19 protein-coding genes are annotated in these 19,176 nt (G+C 33.1%); 13 read left to right on the forward strand and 6 right to left on the reverse strand.

The features are described 5' to 3' along the window. The first annotated feature begins 4 nt into the window (after positions 1-4). The 3 genes from dapB (at position 5) to EG814_RS14685 (ending at position 3,029) form a co-directional block, all read left to right on the forward strand. Positions 5-706, forward strand: a complete 702-nt coding sequence (gene dapB, locus EG814_RS14675) for a 4-hydroxy-tetrahydrodipicolinate reductase (RefSeq protein ID WP_125722647.1) — start codon at positions 5-7, stop codon at positions 704-706. 56 nt (positions 707-762) lie between these two features. Further along, positions 763-2,316 (forward strand): signal peptidase I, encoded by a 1,554-nt coding sequence (gene lepB / locus EG814_RS14680; RefSeq protein ID WP_125722648.1) that lies wholly within the window; start codon positions 763-765, stop codon positions 2,314-2,316. A gap of 95 nt (positions 2,317-2,411) precedes the next feature. Beyond that, positions 2,412-3,029 carry a WbqC family protein gene (locus EG814_RS14685; RefSeq protein ID WP_125722649.1) on the forward strand — a complete coding sequence of 206 codons (618 nt, stop codon included), beginning with the start codon at positions 2,412-2,414 and terminating at the stop codon, positions 3,027-3,029. Between the two features lie 227 nt (positions 3,030-3,256). Here EG814_RS14685 and EG814_RS14690 read toward each other — a convergent pair whose 3' ends face one another. The 6 genes from EG814_RS14690 to EG814_RS14715 form a co-directional block, all read right to left on the reverse strand. Beyond that, positions 3,257-4,303 carry an endonuclease/exonuclease/phosphatase family protein gene (locus EG814_RS14690; RefSeq protein ID WP_164515330.1) on the reverse strand — a complete coding sequence of 349 codons (1,047 nt, stop codon included), beginning with the start codon at positions 4,301-4,303 and terminating at the stop codon, positions 3,257-3,259. A 17-nt stretch (positions 4,304-4,320) separates the two neighbouring features. Then, positions 4,321-5,184, reverse strand: a complete 864-nt coding sequence (locus EG814_RS14695; RefSeq protein ID WP_125722650.1) for a rhomboid family protein — start codon at positions 5,182-5,184, stop codon at positions 4,321-4,323. Between the two features lie 41 nt (positions 5,185-5,225). After that, positions 5,226-6,038, reverse strand: a complete 813-nt coding sequence (locus tag EG814_RS14700) for a rhomboid family intramembrane serine protease (RefSeq protein WP_164515331.1) — start codon at positions 6,036-6,038, stop codon at positions 5,226-5,228. Beyond that, positions 6,035-7,975: a DNA mismatch repair endonuclease MutL gene (mutL, locus tag EG814_RS14705; RefSeq protein ID WP_125722651.1), complete on the reverse strand. Its 1,941-nt coding sequence runs from the start codon at positions 7,973-7,975 to the stop codon at positions 6,035-6,037. Before mutL ends, EG814_RS14700 begins: the two co-directional genes overlap by 4 nt. Before the next feature lie 165 nt (positions 7,976-8,140). Then, complete coding sequence (ribH, locus tag EG814_RS14710; protein ID WP_125722652.1) at positions 8,141-8,713, reverse strand: 6,7-dimethyl-8-ribityllumazine synthase; 573 nt, start codon at positions 8,711-8,713, stop codon at positions 8,141-8,143. Between the two features lie 83 nt (positions 8,714-8,796). Next, positions 8,797-9,576: a tetratricopeptide repeat protein gene (locus tag EG814_RS14715; protein ID WP_125722653.1), complete on the reverse strand. Its 780-nt coding sequence runs from the start codon at positions 9,574-9,576 to the stop codon at positions 8,797-8,799. A 371-nt stretch (positions 9,577-9,947) separates the two neighbouring features. Between EG814_RS14715 and recF the strand changes: the two genes are divergently transcribed. From recF to EG814_RS14765, 10 genes are all read left to right on the forward strand, one after another. Next, positions 9,948-11,027 (forward strand): DNA replication/repair protein RecF, encoded by a 1,080-nt coding sequence (recF, locus tag EG814_RS14720; RefSeq protein ID WP_125722654.1) that lies wholly within the window; start codon positions 9,948-9,950, stop codon positions 11,025-11,027. Between the two features lie 359 nt (positions 11,028-11,386). Next, a complete protein-coding gene (locus EG814_RS14725) occupies positions 11,387-12,064 on the forward strand; it encodes a DUF2461 domain-containing protein (RefSeq protein ID WP_125722655.1) in 678 nt (225 codons plus the stop codon). Positions 12,065-12,140: 76 nt separating this feature from the next. Next, positions 12,141-13,187 (forward strand): glycosyltransferase, encoded by a 1,047-nt coding sequence (locus tag EG814_RS14730; RefSeq protein ID WP_125722656.1) that lies wholly within the window; start codon positions 12,141-12,143, stop codon positions 13,185-13,187. Positions 13,188-13,389: 202 nt separating this feature from the next. Further along, positions 13,390-14,403, forward strand: coding sequence for a UDP-N-acetylmuramate dehydrogenase (gene murB, locus EG814_RS14735; protein WP_125722657.1), 1,014 nt, complete (start codon positions 13,390-13,392; stop codon positions 14,401-14,403). 25 nt (positions 14,404-14,428) lie between these two features. Continuing rightward, a complete protein-coding gene (locus tag EG814_RS14740) occupies positions 14,429-14,938 on the forward strand; it encodes a hypothetical protein (protein ID WP_125722658.1) in 510 nt (169 codons plus the stop codon). Positions 14,939-15,001: 63 nt separating this feature from the next. After that, on the forward strand, positions 15,002-15,616 hold the full coding sequence (locus EG814_RS14745; protein WP_125722659.1) for an FMN-binding negative transcriptional regulator: 615 nt from the start codon (positions 15,002-15,004) through the stop codon (positions 15,614-15,616). 84 nt (positions 15,617-15,700) lie between these two features. Further along, on the forward strand, positions 15,701-16,807 hold the full coding sequence (locus EG814_RS14750) for a glycosyltransferase (protein WP_125722660.1): 1,107 nt from the start codon (positions 15,701-15,703) through the stop codon (positions 16,805-16,807). Then, positions 16,798-17,349, forward strand: a complete 552-nt coding sequence (locus tag EG814_RS14755) for an RNA polymerase sigma factor (protein ID WP_125722661.1) — start codon at positions 16,798-16,800, stop codon at positions 17,347-17,349. The genes EG814_RS14750 and EG814_RS14755 overlap by 10 nt, the downstream gene beginning before the upstream one ends. A 157-nt stretch (positions 17,350-17,506) precedes the next feature. After that, a complete protein-coding gene (locus tag EG814_RS14760) occupies positions 17,507-18,340 on the forward strand; it encodes an energy transducer TonB (protein ID WP_125722662.1) in 834 nt (277 codons plus the stop codon). A gap of 100 nt (positions 18,341-18,440) precedes the next feature. Further along, positions 18,441-19,175, forward strand: coding sequence for a DUF4184 family protein (locus EG814_RS14765; RefSeq protein WP_125722663.1), 735 nt, complete (start codon positions 18,441-18,443; stop codon positions 19,173-19,175). Position 19,176: the final 1 nt, after the last annotated feature.

Consider the following 19,176-nt stretch of genomic DNA (forward strand, 5'->3'; position numbering starts at 1 on the left):
CATAATGAAAATTGCGCTTTTAGGATACGGAAAAATGGGTAAAGTAATCGAAAGAATTGCTTTGGAAAGAGGTCACGAAATAGTTTTAAAGAAAGATGAATTTAATACCTATGACGGACTTTCTACAGCCGATGTTGCCATAGATTTCAGTGTTCCATCAGCAGCGGTTAGTAATATTTCTGCTTCTTTTAACGCTAATGTGCCCGTAGTTTCTGGAACTACAGGATGGCTAGAGCATTATGACGAAATGATTGCGCTTTGCAATGAGAAAAAAAGTGGATTTATCTCTAGCTCAAATTTCAGTTTAGGGGTAAATATTTTTTTCGGACTAAATGAATATTTAGCTAAAATCATGAATCAATTCGATTCTTATAAAGTTTCGATGGAAGAAATTCATCATATTCATAAATTGGATGCTCCAAGCGGAACAGCTATTTCTCTGGCTCAGGGTGTAATTGAAAATAGCAATTATAAAAACTGGACTTTAGAAGATGCAAAAACAAACGAGATTCGCATAGAAGCAAAAAGAATTGGAGAAGTGCCTGGAACTCACACTGTAAATTACGACTCTGCAATTGACAGCATAGAAATCAAACATACTGCTCATAATCGCGAAGGTTTTGCTCTTGGCGCTGTTATCGCAGCAGAGTGGTTGGCCGGAAAACAGGGGGTTTTTTCAATGAAAGATGTTTTAAACTTAAAATAAATCGATTAAATTTTGGATTGTCTAAATCCTAATTTGAAATTTAAAAATACAATATTATGTCACTATACTCTTGGTTCGTATTTTTCTTAGCAGTACAAATTATCCATTTTTTAGGAACTTGGAAATTATATCAAGCGGCTGGAAGAAAAAGCTGGGAAGCAGCAATTCCGGTTTATAACTCTATCGTATTAATGAAAATTATCGGCCGTCCGACGTGGTGGACCATTTTACTTTTTATTCCGATTATCAACTTAATCATGTTTCCTGTTATTTGGGTAGAAACCTTAAGAACATTTGGCAAAAGATCAACTTTAGACACTATTTTAGGTCTTTTTACCTTAGGATTTTATATTTACTATGTAAATTATACCCAAAAATTAGAGTATCGTAAAGATCGTAGTCTAACTCCTGAAAACAAAACAGCAGACACAATCAGTTCTTTATTATTTGCCATTATAGTAGCAACTTTAGTTCATACCTATGTTGTTCAGCCTTACACAATTCCGACATCATCTTTAGAAAAATCTTTATTAATTGGCGATTTCCTTTTTGTAAGCAAAATAAATTACGGCCCGAGAGTTCCAATGACAACTGTGGCGTTGCCAATGGTTCACGACTCAATCCCTTTAACCAAAAGCAAGTCGTACTTAAGCTGGCCACAATTACCATATTTGAGACTTCCAGCTATACAGAAAATAAAACGATGCGATATTGTTGTATTTAACTGGCCTGTCGATACGGTTCATTATTTCTTTGAACCTAAAGGAAGACCAGGCGTTATTAAACCGATCGACAAAAAGTCAAACTACGTAAAAAGATGTGTTGGTATTCCTGGAGACAGCTTATCTATTAAAGATGGATATGTTTTCATTAACGGAAAAAAATTAGTTTTACCTGAAAGAGCAAAACCACAATATTCTTACGCTGTGGCATTGGACGGAAAAACTCCTATTGATTTTGAAACCATTTTCAAAGAATTAGATATTACAGATCCGGCAGGTTTCAGAACCGAAAAAAGAGATACGCTTTATTTAGGCGCTTTAACAGAAGCCGGAGCAGAAAGATTCAAAAATACTCCTGGCGTAACAGCTGTGGTACGCAAAATTGATAATCAGGATGACGATAGAATTTTTCCTCATATCAACAAAGGAACTCAGGACAATCTGGATCCAATTTATATTCCTGAAGCAGGAAAAACGGTTGCTTTGAACAATGTATCGCTTCCTTTTTACAAAGAAATTATCACTAATTACGAAGGAAACAAATTAGAAATTCAAGGTTCAAAATTTCTTATCAACGGAAAACCGGCAACAACTTATACTTTCAAACAGAACTATTACTGGATGATGGGAGACAACCGTCATAATTCTGAAGATAGCCGTTATTGGGGTTATGTTCCAGAAAACCATATCGTAGGAAAACCAGTTTTCATTTGGATGAGCTGGGATACTAACGGAAAAGGAATTAATAAAATTCGTTGGAACAGAGTATTTACAACTGTAGACGGCGAAGGTCAGCCTCACTCATACTTTAAATATTTCTTGATACTTCTTGCTATCTATTTCGTAGGAGATTTTATCTGGAAAAAAAGAAGAGAGAATAAAGCATAAATAAAAAATAAGTTATTTTTGTATCAGGTTTCAAGTTTCAAGTTCTATGTGAATTTGAAACTTGAAACCTGAAACTTTTTAAACACAAAATACACATGAATTCTTTAATACTTCCAACTTATTTCCCATCTATCAGTCATTTTGCTGTAATCGCACAATCTGACAGCATTACTTTTGAAATGGAAGATAATTTTCAGAAACAGACCAATAGAAACAGAACTTATATCTATAGTCCAAACGGAATTCAGTTATTAAATATCCCTGTTAAGCATTCTAAAGAAGCGCATCAAAAGACAAAAGACATTTTGATAGAGAATGAATTTGACTGGCAGAAACAGCATTTTAAATCGCTTGAAGCAGCATATAGAAGCTCTCCGTTCTTTGAGTACTTTGAAGATGATATCGCTCCTATTTTCGAGAAAAAACACAAGTTTCTAATGGATTTAAACTTCGAAGTCTTTGATATTGTTACCAAATGTCTCCGAATGAAATTAGAATTTGGAAAAACCATCGAATATTTTCACGAAGTGGCCAATTTTACTGATTTCAGATATTTGGCAAACGGCAAAAAAGACACCAATTCTTTCGAAAAATATACTCAGGTTTTTGATGATAAACATGGTTTCATCAACAATTTAAGCGTTTTGGATTTACTTTTTAACGAAGGAAAATTTGCAATGGATTACCTAAAAGACCAAAAGATAACAATCTAAGTCTATTTGGGATAGAAGTAAGACTACTAATTAACCGGTAAAGCACGGCAAGTATTGTTATCTAACATATCTTTAAAAACACAAAGTTCGCAAAGCTTCATTAACACAAAGCTTTGCGAACTTTTTCTTTTTATAGGATCTTTATTTAGAAACCTTTGCTCCCGATAGCTATTGGGATTCCGTTAAATGTGGAATTTGGAATTTAAAAATTGGAATTTATCAAAAATTTATTCCATAGAAAGCCTTGTCATAATCGGATAATGATCTGAGTTTTCAAAATCAGAGAAACTTTCAAATTCTTTAACTTTCATTTTACTGTCAGTAAAAATATAATCAATTCTGGCAGGATAATACTTAAACTTATAAGTAGCGCCAAAACCTTCGCCTGCTTCTTCAAAAGCATCTTTCAGTTTTCCTTTTATATTTCTGTATACATACGAGAACGGACTGTTATTCATATCTCCACAGATAATTATAGGATATTTACAGTTTTTTATGTGCTCTTTAAAAATCTCTGCCTGTTCTTGCTGTTGCCTAAAGCCTTTACTGATTCTTGCATAGATACGTTGCGATTTCTTTTGGTTTACTTTATCTATATCATCAGATATTTCGCTTACATCAGGAGAAATTTTAATAGATTGCAAGTGCATATTATAGACACGAATGATGTCTTTACCGCGCTTAATATCTGCGTAAACAACATTGTTATCCGATTTTGGAAAAATTATATTCCCTTCCTCAATAATAGGAAATTTAGAAAAAATCGCCTGTCCTGTTTTTACTTTTTTACCATCAATAAAAATGTAACGGTGCGGATATACTTTTAAATCTAAATGTGCAGAATTTGAATATTCTTGAATACATAAAATATCAGGATCTTTTTCGTCTATAAAGCCTTTAATATTATCAGGAATATCATCGCGGTCCAGCCATTTAAAAACATTAAAAAGGCGAACATTATAACTCATTACAGAGAAATCTTTTTCGTCCTTAATGTATTCTTTTGCAGAGAATTTATAAAATTTATTTATAAATGTTATTCCGATTAACAAAACCAATCCAGACAAAATAAGGCGTTTTTTGAACTGTATTGCCCAATAGATAAAGAATAAACCGTTGGCCACAAAAAAGGCTGGCATAAACAAGGTAAGCACCGATAAAAGCGGAAAACTTTTAGGTGCTAAAAAAGGAAGAAGATAGACACTGAATGTAAGCACAGTCAGGACTATATTCAAAAAGAACATTATTTTATTAAACCAAGATAGGTTTTTCATATTTTTCTCCTACAAGTTTATTTTCCAGCTTTAAATAAAAACTCTTTTTCTTCTTTAGTTAGACAATCATATCCCGATTGACTGATTTTATCTAAAATTTCATCAATCTGCTGTTGCGTTTTGTCTTTTGTAACAATTCTTGATGCAGTTCTTTCTGTAGGTTTTTTGTAATTTTTATGAACTTTTGTAAATGGGGTCGTAGGAGATTTTCTAAAAAGATTAGCAAAGAAATCTAAAGTTTTAGAAACAATGACACTTAAATCTGTACCGTTTTGCAGCAATTTAATATATGTGAAGCCAAATAATGCGCCGGCAAGATGCGAAATATGTCCGCCCATATTTCCAGAACGTAATTGCACCAAATCTAAAACTAAAATTACTGCCGTAATATGCCACAGTTTTACGTTTCCAAAAAGAAATAAACGAACATTCATTAATGGAGAATAAGTCGTTGCGGCAACTAAGATAGCCATTATAGCTGCTGAAGCTCCAACGATAGAACCGTACATGTTAGAAAAATAAAAACTAAGTGCAAAAACAACTCCGGCAAACAGTGCACTTAAAATATAGAGCCCTAAATATTGTTTTTGAGTAAAAAAAGTCAGGAATAAATTGCTGGCAAAATTTAGTACCATCATATTAAATAACAAATGCCAAAAATCAAAATGAAAAAAAGCATACGTTAAAAGAGTCCAAGGTTTGAACAAAAAAACCTGAGGATCTGACGACAAAGCCAACCAGTTTGGGTAATCGAACGGACCTGTAAAACCAGGCCAGAAAAATAACAGTGAAATAATAAAACAGGCAACATTCCAGTAAATGATGCGCATCGCTATACCGCCCATTCTATACTGTAATTTTAAATCGTCAAGAATATTCATAAAAAACCTCTACTTTAGAATTTGTACTTTAAAGTTAAAAATTAATTCCAACGGTTGTTATTAAACTGATTTTTTTTCCAGTACAACATCATTAAAAAACCTGCAATTGCTCCACCAACGTGTGCGAAATGTGCAATTCCCGTTCCTCCGCTTCCAAATAAAGAGCTTCCTTTAAATCCTAAAAATAAGTCAATTGCTAAAATTCCTGGAACAAAATATTTCGCCTTAATCGGAACAGGGATAAACAATAATGCCAATCCTGCGTTTGGAAACATAAATGCAAAAGCGGTTAATAAACCATATATTGCCCCAGAAGCACCTAAAACAGGTGACTGCATAATTGAACTAGCCTGCGCTAATGAATTGAATTGTTCCTGCGTACAATGTGCTTTGTTTAAAATAGAAGCTATTTCGCCCTGAATCATTTTTCCGTTTGCATCAAATAATGAAGAATAATCTGCATTTAAAATCATATGCATTTCTGATTTTGACAAATTCAAATCAGATACAGAACTTAAAAGTGACTGAATCTGAAAATAATTTACTCCTGTATGAAGCAATGCCGCTCCTAGTCCGCAAGAAATATAGAAAAACAAGAACTTTTTCCCGCCCCAAAAATGTTCTAATGCCGAACCAAAACTGTATAAAGCAAACATATTAAATAATATGTGCGCAAAATTTGGTAATGGCGCATGCATAAACATATGGGTAATAATTTGCCAAATTCTGAAATGATCACTTTCTGGGTAATAAAGCATCAAAAAGTCATAAGAAACTGGAACTATTTGAGAACCAATAAAAAATATAATATTAATAATTAGCAGTTGTTTAACCACTGGAGTCATATTCATCATAAAGCAAACTTTTTATCTATATCTTCCACACGCATGGTGATGAAAGTAGGTTTCTGAAAAGGTGAAATATTTGGATCTTTACAAGCAAACAAACCGTTTACTAAATTATCTTGTTCTTTTTCGGTTAAATAAGATCCTGTTTTAACCGCTAAACTTTTGGCCATTGACTTAGCAATGGTATCATTCTGACTATAACTGTTTGCAGGAATTCCGTCTTGCAAATCACTCAACAATTGTTCTATTACCTGCGAAACTTCGCTTTCTGTAATATTTACTGGGATTCCAGAAATAACGACATGATCGGTTTGCGCGTTGTCAAACACAAATCCGGTTGTTTCTAACGAAGGTTTCAATTCCTCAATCAATTTCATTTCGCTTGACGAATAAAACAAATCTAAAGGAAACAGCAATTGCTGGCTAGAAGCTTGATTTACCGTCATATTAAGTAAAAATTGTTCATACAAAATACGCTGATGCGCTCGCTGCTGATCAACAATTATCATTCCTGATTTTATTGGCGAAACAATATATTTTTTATGAATCTGATACGTTTTATGTGTTGCTTGTTCTACTTCATCATCATTAAATAAAGAAGAGGTCACTTCTTCGTTTTCAAATGTAAACGGAGAACTTTCTATACTTTCTGGATTTTCGACATCTAAACCAACATACAAACTTTCCCAACTTGCGGTTGGTTCTACTTTTCGTGAATATCCTGCATACGATGATCTAGAAGAAGAAGATCCTGATGAAGACGAAAATGATGAACCTGAACTATATCCTGTCGATCCCGAAGCTGCTTTGCTATAATGCTGATTCGTTTTATCATCTGTAAAAGGATTAAAAGTTCCATCTACCTGGATAGTGGGCACTTCTGCCTCTACATCTTTGTAATGATAGGGTGTATCTAAATTGGCATCTCTGTCAAAATCTAAAACCGGCGCCACATTAAACTGCCCCAAACTATGTTTGATAGATGCTCTTAAAATGGCATACAACGCTTGTTCATCATCAAATTTAATTTCCGTTTTTGTCGGATGTATGTTGATATCGATTGTGTTAGGCGGCACTTGCAGATATAAAAAGTAACTAGGCTGACAGCCATCTTTCAACAGTCCGTCATAGGCAGCCATAACAGCATGATGCAGGTAGCCACTTTTTATAAAGCGATCATTAACAAAAAAGAATTGTTCTCCTCTATTTTTCTTTGCAAATTCAGGTTTACAAACAAATCCTTGAATGCTGATTATATCGGTATCTTCGTTTACCGGCACCAGCTTTTCATTGGTTTTTCCTGACATGATTCCGACAATTCTCTGACGGTATCCTGCAGCAGGAAGATTATATAATTCGCTTCCGTTATGGTAAAAACTAAAATGAATATTAGGATGCGCCAACGCTACACGCTGAAACTCATCCATAACATGACGAAATTCGACGGTATCAGACTTTAAGAAATTTCGGCGAGCGGGAATATTAAAAAATAAGTTTTTAACCGCAAACGAAGTCCCTTTTGGCAAAACGGCTACTTCTTGCGAAACAAATTTACTGCCTTCGATAATAATATGGGTTCCAAGTTCGTCTTGATCTTGTTTGGTTTTCATTTCCATATGCGCAATCGCGGCGATAGAAGCCAAAGCTTCACCACGAAAACCTTTTGTTCCAAGAGAAAACAAATCTTCGGCCTGACGAATTTTTGAAGTCGCATGACGCGCAAAACACAAACGCGCATCTGTTACTGTCATTCCTACGCCATTATCGATAACTTGCACTAATGATTTACCAGCGTCTTTTATAATTAATTTAATATCAGTTGCTTTAGCATCAACAGCATTTTCTAACAATTCTTTTACAACTGAAGCTGGTCTTTGAACCACCTCTCCAGCAGCAATTTGGTTAGCAACGTGATCAGGAAGCAATTGAATAATACTCGACATTAAGCAAAAATAATTTTAAAGTTTAGATTCGGTTTTATAAACCAAGAAATACAAATTTAGTGAATTTTGATTGGCTTTCAGAATAAGAACAATGATAAAAAAAACAAAAAAACCTATACCGTTATTACACAGTATAGGTTTTAATCTTATTAAAGCAAATGTGTCTTATTCGTTTTCTATTTTTCTTGGAGAATCTTCAATTTGAAGCGCACCTGAAGCCAACAATGGCTGATTATAAACGTGAGCTATTGAAGCTTGCTGACGAATGTAGGCCATTTTGATTGCTGCAATTGCTGCTTCAGTTCCTTTGTTTCCATGAACTCCTCCGCTTCTATCAATTGACTGTTGCATATTATTATCTGTCAATACGCAGAAAATAACAGGAATATCAGTTTGAACATTTAAGTCTTTAATTCCTTGTGTTACGCCTTCGCAAACAAAATCGAAGTGTTTTGTTTCTCCTTGAATCACACATCCAATTACAATAACAGCATCAACGTTTTGTGTCTGAAGCATTTTTTTAGCTCCGTAGATTAATTCAAAACTTCCTGGAACATTCCATCGGATAATTTGCTGTGCAGGAACATCACAATCAATTAAAGCGTCAAAAGCGCCATTATAAAGTCCTTCTGTTATAGTATCATTCCATTCAGAAACAACAATCCCAAACCGAAAGTCTTTCGCGTTTGGGATTGTGTTTTTATCGTATTCTGATAGATTTTTATTTTCAGTAGCCATCTGTCTATTTTAGATTTTAGATATTAAATTTCAGATTGCTAAAATACGAATCTAAAATCTAAAATCTTAACTCTACAATAATATTATTGTGCTAATCCAATCAAAGCATCAACTTGTCCTGCTTCTGGAGTACTGTCGTAATTATCTTTAATGTCATTAAAGTATTTTAACGCATCTTCTTTTTGCCCTAAAGCTAAAGCAGTTTTTCCTGCTTTTAATAAGAAACGAGGCGTTGTAAAATCGTTTTTGTTAGACTCAGCAGCTTTTACATAAAAATCTAAAGCTTCTTTTTGCTGATTTTTTTGAGAATAAGCATCTCCTGTAGCACCTTTTGCTAAAGCAGTTAAGACTACGTCTTCCGATTTGAATTCACCTAAATATTTAATTGCCTCATCAAATTTACCTGTATTTAGGTAAGCAATACCAGCATAGTAATTTGCTAAATTTCCTGCATCTGTTCCAGAATATTCGTCAGCGATTTTGATAAATCCGAATTTACCTTCTGAACCGTTCAATGATAATTTGAATAATGAATCACTAGAAACACCGTTTACCGCTTTTTCAAAATTTTGTTGAGCAACAAACATTTCACTTGCAGCCTCTTCTTGTTTAGGAGTTGCAATAAATTTTTGGTAAGCCAAATATCCAATTGTAGCAACTGCAATACCAGCAACTAAACCAATAATGATTTTTTGATTTTTAGCCACCCAATCCTCAGTTTTTGAAGCTGTTTCATCTAATTTTGAGAAAACTCCAGCTGTTGTGCTGTCTTTTTCATCAATAATTACTTGTTGCTCTTCAGTAACCTCTTTAACTTCCTTTTCTTTTGGTGTCTTATATCCTCTTTTATTGTAAGTTGCCATTTAAAATTTATTTAGTGAACGGCAAAAATAAAATTTTTATTGAAATTGACGTAAAAAATTTCAATTTTATCACTATTTTAAAATAAATATTTTAAATCCTCTTCTCTACTTTCGCGGAAGCGGTAAAATAAATTAGTCTAAGAAAGCGCTAAAGCCAATTATATCGATAATTTTCGGTAATTTGCAGCCTAAATTCGAATCTAATTTTTGAAAGCGAAATAAATATATTTTAGCCACAGATTTTTAAGATTCACACAGATTAAATAAAAACAGCATAAAAATCTTTTTAGTCATTTTAATCTGTGGCAGATAAAATGCTGCGAATTGTTCAAAAAACACAAAACTTTATTTTTTGCGGAGTCTTCTAAAAAATGCATTTAAACAAAATTTCATTATTCAATTATAAAAACTTTTCTGAAGCAAGTTTTGATTTCGACATCAAAATAAACTGTTTTGTAGGGAAAAATGGCATTGGAAAGACCAATGTGCTCGATGCTATTTATCATTTGGCTTACGGGAAAAGTTATTTTAATCCGCTTGCTGTTCAAAATATCAAACACGGCGAAGAGTTTTTTGTGATTGATGCCGAACTCCAAAAAAATGAGAGAACCGAGCAGATTGTCTGCAGTTTAAAAAAAGGGCAGAAAAAGGTTTTGAAACGAAACGGAAAACCTTATGATAAATTTTCAGATCACATCGGATTCATTCCGCTTGTAATTATTTCGCCTGCCGATCGTGATTTGATTATTGAAGGAAGCGAAACGCGCCGTAAATTTATGGATAGTGTAATTTCTCAGTTAGATGCTACTTATCTTCACGAATTGATACAATACCAAAAGGTAATTACACAGCGAAATGCGCTTTTGAAATATTTTGCCCTCAATCATGTTTTTGATAACGATACCTTATCTATATATAATGAGCAACTGCAAGGTTACGGTAAATCGATTTTTGAAAAACGAAAAGATTTCCTCGAGCAGTTTATACCTATATTTAATAAACACCATCACGAAATAACAGGTTCTGAAGAAAGCGTGCAATTGGTTTATGAAAGTCATTTGTTCGAAAAAGATCTTCTGACGCTTTTACAGGAAAGCATAAACAAAGATCGCGTACTTCATTATACAACGGTCGGAATTCATAAAGACGATTTATCTTTTGAAATCGATACGCATCCGATAAAAAAATTCGGATCTCAAGGACAGCAGAAATCTTTCTTGATTGCATTAAAATTGGCCCAATTTGAATTTTTGAAAAAACAAAGTGGCGTAAAACCTATTCTGTTATTTGACGATATTTTTGACAAATTGGACGAAACGCGTGTTGCCAAAATTGTAGAAATGGTAAACAGCGAAACGTTCGGGCAGCTTTTTATTTCTGACACACATCCTGAAAGAACCGAAGCGATTGTAAAATCGACGCACCAAAGTTATAAGATATTTAATTTGTGATTTTTTTAAAGTCGCCACGAATTCCACGAATTTTCGCTAATTTATTTTAGCCACAGATTTCACAGATTAACCAGATTTTAAACTTTTTAATTTTTCAATATGTGGCTAAAATGTTGCCGCAAAGATTTCAACCACAAATTACACAAATTTTCACAAATTAATTTCTAACTGGTGCAAGTCAGAGATTTCACAGATTAGTACAGATTTTTAATCTCTTTAATACTTTTAATCTGTGGCAAAAAAGACACCACGATTGGCACAAAATAATTCGTGGAAATTTGTGTAATTCGTGGCTAACTTTCTTTTAAGAAATCAGTAAATTAGCAAAAAACATTAACTGCAATAAACAATCAAGAAATATGCTAACGAAAGAATCATTGCAATTTTTAGACGATTTAAAAAATAACAATAATCGTGAATGGTTTCAGGAAAACAAAAAACGCTATGAAATCTTCAAAAAAGATTATCACCAATTGGTAAGTGATTTTTTAGATGCCATGAAACCACTTGATCCTTCATTAGAATTGCTTGAAGTTAAAAACTGCACTTTCAGAATTAACCGTGATATTCGTTTTTCTAAAGACAAATCGCCATACAAAGCGCATTTGGGCGTTTGGATGTCGGCGGGTGCAAAAGGTGCAAATCGTTCCGGATATTATGTTCATATCGAAAAAGGCGCGAGTTTTATCGCCGGCGGATTTTATTCTCCGGATTCAGAAGAATTAAAGAAAGTCCGCAAAGAAATTGCTTTTTTCTACGATGATTTACAGGAAATTTTAAACGACAAAAATTTTAAAAAAGAATTCGGAAGTTTAGATGTCAACGAAAATAATTCGCTAAAAAGCATGCCACGCGGTTACGAAAAAGACCATCCGGCAATTGAATTTTTAAAACTAAAAAGTTTTACGGCAACTCAGCCTTATGATATTTCTGAAGTTACCAAAAAAGGTTTCGTAAAAAAAATGAGCGAAAAACTTAGTGCACTAAAACCACTTAACGAATTCATCAACCGCGCTTTGGAAACTGACGAATTTTAGAGATAAAAAAAAATCGCCACGAATTCACGAATTATTCCAAATTAATTCGTGAATTCGTGGCGAAAAAACTTTTATAATGAAAAGGAAAATACTTTTTCTTGGAGAATCTTATCGCGCCGATGCTATAACCTGGATGAAAGGTTTGAAGGAATTTGGCGATTTTGAAATTATTACTTGGGAACTCCAAACTTCTAACAATTATAGATTCAAGCGTATTATAGAATATCTTTTTTCTCCGCTTTCCATTCGAAAAATCATTAAAAAAGAAAAACCAGACATGGTAATTGCAGAAAGAACAACCAGCTACGGTTTTCTTGCTACGTTATCAGGATCTAAGACTATAGCCGTCGCACAACAGGGCCGAACCGATTTATGGCCAGAAGATTCTGCTTTATATCCGTTTAAAAAATTCATTCAGAAATATGCCTTTAAAAAAGCACATTTAATTCATGCTTGGGGGTCTGCCATGACAATTCACATGAAAGAAATTGGCGTTGACATGAACAAGGTTTTGGTTCTTCCAAAAGGAATTAATCTTTCGCTTTTTACTCCATTAACAAATAATTCAAACAAAATTGAGGCGATTGTAACCCGTTCACTACAGCCAGAATATCGACATGATTCTATTTTACAAGCTTTTTATATACTAAATCAAAGAGCAATAGATTTTTCTTTAACCATTGTTGGTGATGGAAATAGATTGGAATATTTAAAGGATTTAGCCAAGAAAATGCAAATCGAAAATAAAGTGATTTTTACGGGAAGGATCCCGAATACTGAACTTCCAAAATTATTACAGCAAGCTAACATTTACATTAGCATGCCAATTACCGAAGGCGTTTCGGCTTCTTTATTTGAAGCGATGGCGTGCAATTGTTTTCCGGTAGTTTCTGATATTCCCGGAAATCAAAGCTGGATAAAACATCGTGAAAACGGACAATTAATTACAATTGATGATATTGAAATGTTGGCCGAAGAATTAATTTGGTCTTTTGAAAATCCAGAATTGCGAAACGAAGCAATTATTCGAAACAGAAAATTTGTCGAAGAAAATGCTAATTATTATATTAATATGAACATTATTGCGGAGAAGTATCATGAGTTGTTGGATATTCTAAAATAATTTAAACGCAAAGCACACAAAGATTTAGGCAAGGTTCGCTAAGCTATTATGCCTAAAGCTTTGCGAACTTTGCTTTTGATAGGTTCAAACTGAAATAAAAATCTTTGTGTGCTTTGCGATTAAATTAAACTTTGTGCTCTTTAGAGTCAAACCAAAAATTATAATTCATACTTTTGAACACAGATTAAAAAGCCTTTTATTTATGGAAATCCAATCCAATTTTTCTTTAAAAAATTACAACACATTTGGCATCGAAGCCAGCGCAAAACAATTCGTTGCAGTTCATTCTATTACAGAACTAAAAACAATTTTGTCAGCAAACAAAAACGAGAAAAAATTTATTTTAGGAGGCGGAAGCAATATGCTTTTAACGAAAGACATTGATGCTTTAGTTATTCATATCGATTTAAAAGGCAAAAAAATCACAAAAGAAGACGACGATTTTGTTTGGGTCGAAAGTCAGGCGGGAGAAACCTGGCATGATTTCGTTCTTTGGACCATCGACAACAATTTTGGCGGATTAGAAAACATGTCACTTATTCCTGGAAATGTTGGCACAACTCCCGTTCAGAATATTGGAGCTTATGGAACTGAGATCAAAGATACTTTTGTTTCTTGCGAAGCCATGAATATTGCAACTCAGGAAATGAAAACTTTCGATAATGCTGAATGTAATTTTGGCTATCGCGAAAGTATTTTTAAACACGAAGTAAAAGACCAATATATTATCACTTCGGTTATTTTTAAACTGACCAAACGCAATCATAAAATCAATACCTCTTACGGAGATATTTTGGCAGAATTGGCTAAAAACAATATTACAGAACCAACTTTAAAAGATGTAAGCAATGCTGTAATTGCGATTAGACAGAGTAAACTTCCAGACCCAAAAGAATTAGGAAACAGTGGAAGTTTCTTTAAAAATCCCATTTTATTAAAATCTGATTTTGAAAAAATCCATCAGAAATTTCCAGAAATGAAGTTTTATGAAGTTTCAGAAACTGAAGTTAAAGTTCCTGCCGGATGGCTAATTGAACAAGCTGGTTTTAAAGGAAAACGTTTTGGCGACGCTGGAGTTCATAAAAATCAAGCATTGGTTTTAGTAAATTATGGAAATGCAACGGGGCAGGAAATTTTAGCTGTTTCGAAAGAAGTCCAAAAAACCATTTTTGAAACTTTTGGAATCCACATAGAAGCAGAAGTAAATATAATTTAGAAATAAAAACTCCAATTTCTTATTAATGAAAAAACTAAATATCGGGGTTCTTATAATACAATTTTTAGGAATGATATTTCTAATAAATGGCATTTTCCAGCTTAGATTGTACACTGTTTCAGAAAAGGTAATGTGTATCATCGACTATTATTATCATAGAAAAATAGAAAGCTGCAGTCAATTTTTTTCTAATGAGGCAGAAATACTGAACTTTCTGCCAAGCATTTATATTTGGATATTTTTCGGACTTATATTTGGAATTTCTATAGTAACTTTTTTAAACTGGAAAAAAAAGCTTTCGTCTGTAAACACCATTTTACTTGCAATTGCACTTTATTTACTTCTAAGACTTAAATTTTTTAGAAAAGAAGTTTTCTCCCTTTTGTTTAGAAAAATTAGAACAGCGCTTTCAGATGATTTTGCAACGCAATGCTTGATTGAAGGCATTATTTTTACTTTAGTAGGATTAGCAATCATTTATTTTAGTGTAAACTCTAAATTTTTCAGTTTTACAAAAGACGAAATTGAGCATTAAGCGAATTTGATTATAATGGGTGGATCAAAATTGACTTTATAAATTTTTACAAATACTTCAGCTATGTACATTCCTAACCTTTATAAAAACGAAAACGCAGAAGAAATAAGAGCTTTTTTGAAAGCAAACAGCTTCGGAATTCTGATTAATCAAACTAATGGAAAATTATGTGCTACACATATTCCGATAGAATTGGAATTGAATGCTGATGGAAAAGAAGTTTTGCAGGGACATATTTCAAAACTTAATCCGCAAGCTGAAGGTTTTAGAGAAAACGATCAAATTTTGGCCATTTTTACTGGTCCTCACAGTTACATTTCTTCTTCTTGGTATGATCATGAAAATGTTCCAACATGGAATTATATAGCCGTACATGTTTACGGAAAAATCAAGATTGTGGATTATGAAACTTCTGTAGAACAATTGAAAAAACTGGTTGATAAATACGAAGCGAATTCTAAAAACCCAGTTCGAGTTGAAGATTTATCTGAAAAAACAATGCGTGAAGCGAGAGGAATCTTTGGTTTTGAAATCGAAATTGAAGAAATTCAGGCAACCAAAAAGCTTTCCCAAAACCGTGACGATCACAATTATGAAAACATAATTTCGGAATTAGAAAAAACCGAAAACCCTCTGTCTATTGCTGTTGCAAAAGAAATGTCAAAATGCCGAAAGTAAATTGGTTTTGGCTATTGAATTTAGCGAATTGATAAGTACATTTGCAGTCGCAGAACGTGAAATTAATAGAACCTAATAAATCAGATGCTTATATACATATTTTACTTTTTTATTGCTATTGTTGTTGTTCAACTTTTTTATTATCTCGGAATTTTTGGAAAATTTGCTTTTGCCAAACCTCAGCATGTAAAGCCAAAAAATCTTCCAGTTTCTGTAATTGTATGCGCTAAAAACGAAGAAGAAAATGTAAAAAAATACATTCCGCTTTTGGCACAGCAAGATTACCCTGATTTTGAAATTGTTTTAATTGACGACGCTTCTAGCGATGAAACTCTTGAAGTTTTTGAAGAATTTGAAAAAGAATTCTCCAATATCCGTTTGGTAAAAGTTGAAAATAACGAAGCTTTTTGGGGAAATAAAAAATACGCTTTGACACTTGGAATAAAAGCGGCAAAGAAAGATTATTTATTGTTTACAGATGCTGACTGTTTTCCAAATTCAAAAAACTGGATTACTGCTATGACTTCGCAATTTACGACAGAGAAAACAATTGTTTTGGGTTATGGAGGTTACGAAAAAGTAGAGCGTTCCTTTTTAAACAAAATTATTCGCTTTGAAACGGTTCTTACCGCAATACAATATTTCTCTTGGGCAAAGTTAGGTCTTCCATATATGGGAGTCGGCAGAAATCTTGCTTATAAAAAAGAAGAGTTTTTTAATGTAAATGGTTTTATTGACCATATTCAGATTCGCTCTGGCGATGATGATTTGTTCATTAATCAAGCAGCAAATAAAGAAAACACTACCATTTCTTATACGCCAGAAAGTTTTACGTATTCAAAACCTAAACCAACCTATAAAGAATGGTTTACTCAGAAAAGAAGACATATTTCTACTGCAGAGCATTATAAGTTTTTTGATAAAATGCAGTTAGGATTATTCTTTCTTTCACAATTATTTTTCTTTTTATTGGTTATTATATTATTAGCATTTCAATTTCAATGGATTGCAGTTTTAGCCATTTTAGCAACACGTTATACTGTTGTTTGGACCGTAATTGGATGTTCAGCAGGAAAATTAAAGGAAAAAGATATTAAAATTTGGTTTCCAGTTGTCGAGATAGCGCTTATATTAACGCAAATTAATATCTTTATAACTAATATCTTTTCAAAACCGGTATATTGGAAATAAATTCTAAAATAGAAAAAGCAAAAAAAGGCGATCAGATCGCCTTTACTTTTTTATTAGATCATTATTGGAATGAGGTGTATGCTTTTATGCTAAAACGAACCGAAAATGAAACGACTGCAGAAGATATTACCATTGAGACTTTCTCTAAAGCTTTTGACAAAATAGGCTCTTATAATCCAGAATTTCAGTTCAATACGTGGCTTATAGCGATTGCAAAAAATGTCCATATTGATTTACTTCGAAAAAAGAAAACCAATCTTTTTATAGAAATCACAGACAACGAAGACCAGCAGGCCTACAACATTGCCGACCCTACTCCATCTGCAGAAGATGCTTTAATTAAAGAACAGAATCTTTCTCGTCTGCTCTTATGCATCAAAGAACTTAAACCTCACTATCAAGAAGTAATTCAGCTTCGTTATTTTCAGGAAATGTCTTATCAGGAAATTGCTGCTAAGATTGACGAACCTTTAAGCAGTGTTAAAGTAAAACTTTTACGTGCTAAAAAATTATTAGCAGAAATTATCGAACGTAATAGATAATTTATTATCTTTAAATAAAGAATAAATTATTACTACTTTTATTCTTAAAATAAACAGATTTTCACAACACTAAAACTACAACTTTTACGTTGTTAGCTCAACCCTAAACCTTTTCTGCGTATGATTTAAAGTTACTTAACCTTAAAACCCAAAAATTATGTCTAAATTAAGTATTTATGAAAACAAGTGGACCGATCTTGTTTTCGAGAACAAAAACAAAGAGTACGGCGCATACCAATTACGCCAAGAGAATTCTAAAAATTCTATAACAGCTCTCTTTATGGGTTTATTGTTATTAACTGCTTTAGGAAGTGCATCTGTCCTTATTAGCAAATTTAATTCGTCAGTAATTGAACCTGAGCCAGAACCATTTATTTACGATCCAATTACACCGGTCGACCTTACGCCTGATCTGGTTGTGCCACCGCCACCAGCACCACCAGCACCAGTAGTAGAACAAACTGCCGCAAGCCAAACAGATGCGACGCAGTTAATTAATCCTGTAATAACGAAACCAGAAGAAGCTGTAGACAAAATAGCTCCTAACACAGAAAATGTGCCTGCGGTAGACAATGCTTCTGGAACAGGAACAGCAACTAATGTAATGCCTACAACTGGAGGCGGAGGAGGAAATGGAGATGCTGCTTCGGTTGCGCCGCCAACTAACGATCCTGTTTCTATTGCAGTTTTGGATAAACTTCCAGAATTTCCAGGCGGAATTGCTCAGTTTTACAAATATGTTGGAAACAATTTCCGTAGACCAGATCTTGATGTAGAAAAAACACTGAAAGTGTATGTTTCTTTTGTAGTAGAAAAAGACGGGTCGCTTACTGACATTATGGTTAAAAATGACCCTGGTTATGGAATGGGGAAAGAAGCTGTTAGAGTTTTAAAATCATTAAAAACAAAATGGGCTCCTGGAATTCTAGACGGAAAACCAGTGAGAACCGCATATAATCTTCCGATTACAATAAAAACAGAAGTTGAATAAAATAGATATTTTGAAAAGTGAAAAAGCAGGACTTTAGGTTCTGCTTTTTTTGTTTATATTTAATTTCGAATAAAGCATAGCAACTCAAAAAATAACTTTAATGCCTTTTACTTTTTCGCATCCTGCAATAATTCTTCCGTTAAGATATTTGCCAAAAACCTGGTTTTCTATAACAGCATTAATAATTGGAAGCTTAACTCCAGATTTTGAATATTTTCTACGCATGAAAGTTAAAAGTAATTATAGCCATACTCTAAGCGGTATTTTTTGGTTTGATTTGCCTCTTGCGCTTTTATTAACCTTCCTTTTTCATAATCTAACTAGAAATCTTTTAATTCAAAATCTTCCTTCATTTATAAAAAACAGAGTTCTGATTTTTACCGATTTTGAGTGGAACGCTTATTTTAAGAAAAACTGGATTATCGTTTTAATCTCTCTGCTAATCGGAATATTTTCTCATATTTTTTGGGATGGTTTTACCCATAAACACGGTTATTTTGTAAATCAAATTGATGTTTTAAAAAATACTGTTTCCCTTTTTGGAACACAAATTCCGTTCTGGAAAATAGCTCAGCATTCAAGTACACTAATTGGCGGCATAGTTTTGTTAATAGCATTTTTTAAACTTCCTAAAAAATTCAATTCTGTTGCTTCTAATAAATTATATTGGATTTCTGTTATTTTATTTTCCTCTTCAATTCTATTTATGAGATTTATATTAAATCCAAAAGCCTTAAACATTGGTAATTTAATTGTCACTTTTATATCCTCTTTTTTAATTGCAATTACTATAATTCCACTACTAATAAAATTCAAATCAACTCTAAAAAATTAAC

The sequence above is a fragment of the Flavobacterium ustbae genome, from assembly GCF_003946915.1.
Taxonomy (GTDB): domain Bacteria; phylum Bacteroidota; class Bacteroidia; order Flavobacteriales; family Flavobacteriaceae; genus Flavobacterium; species Flavobacterium ustbae.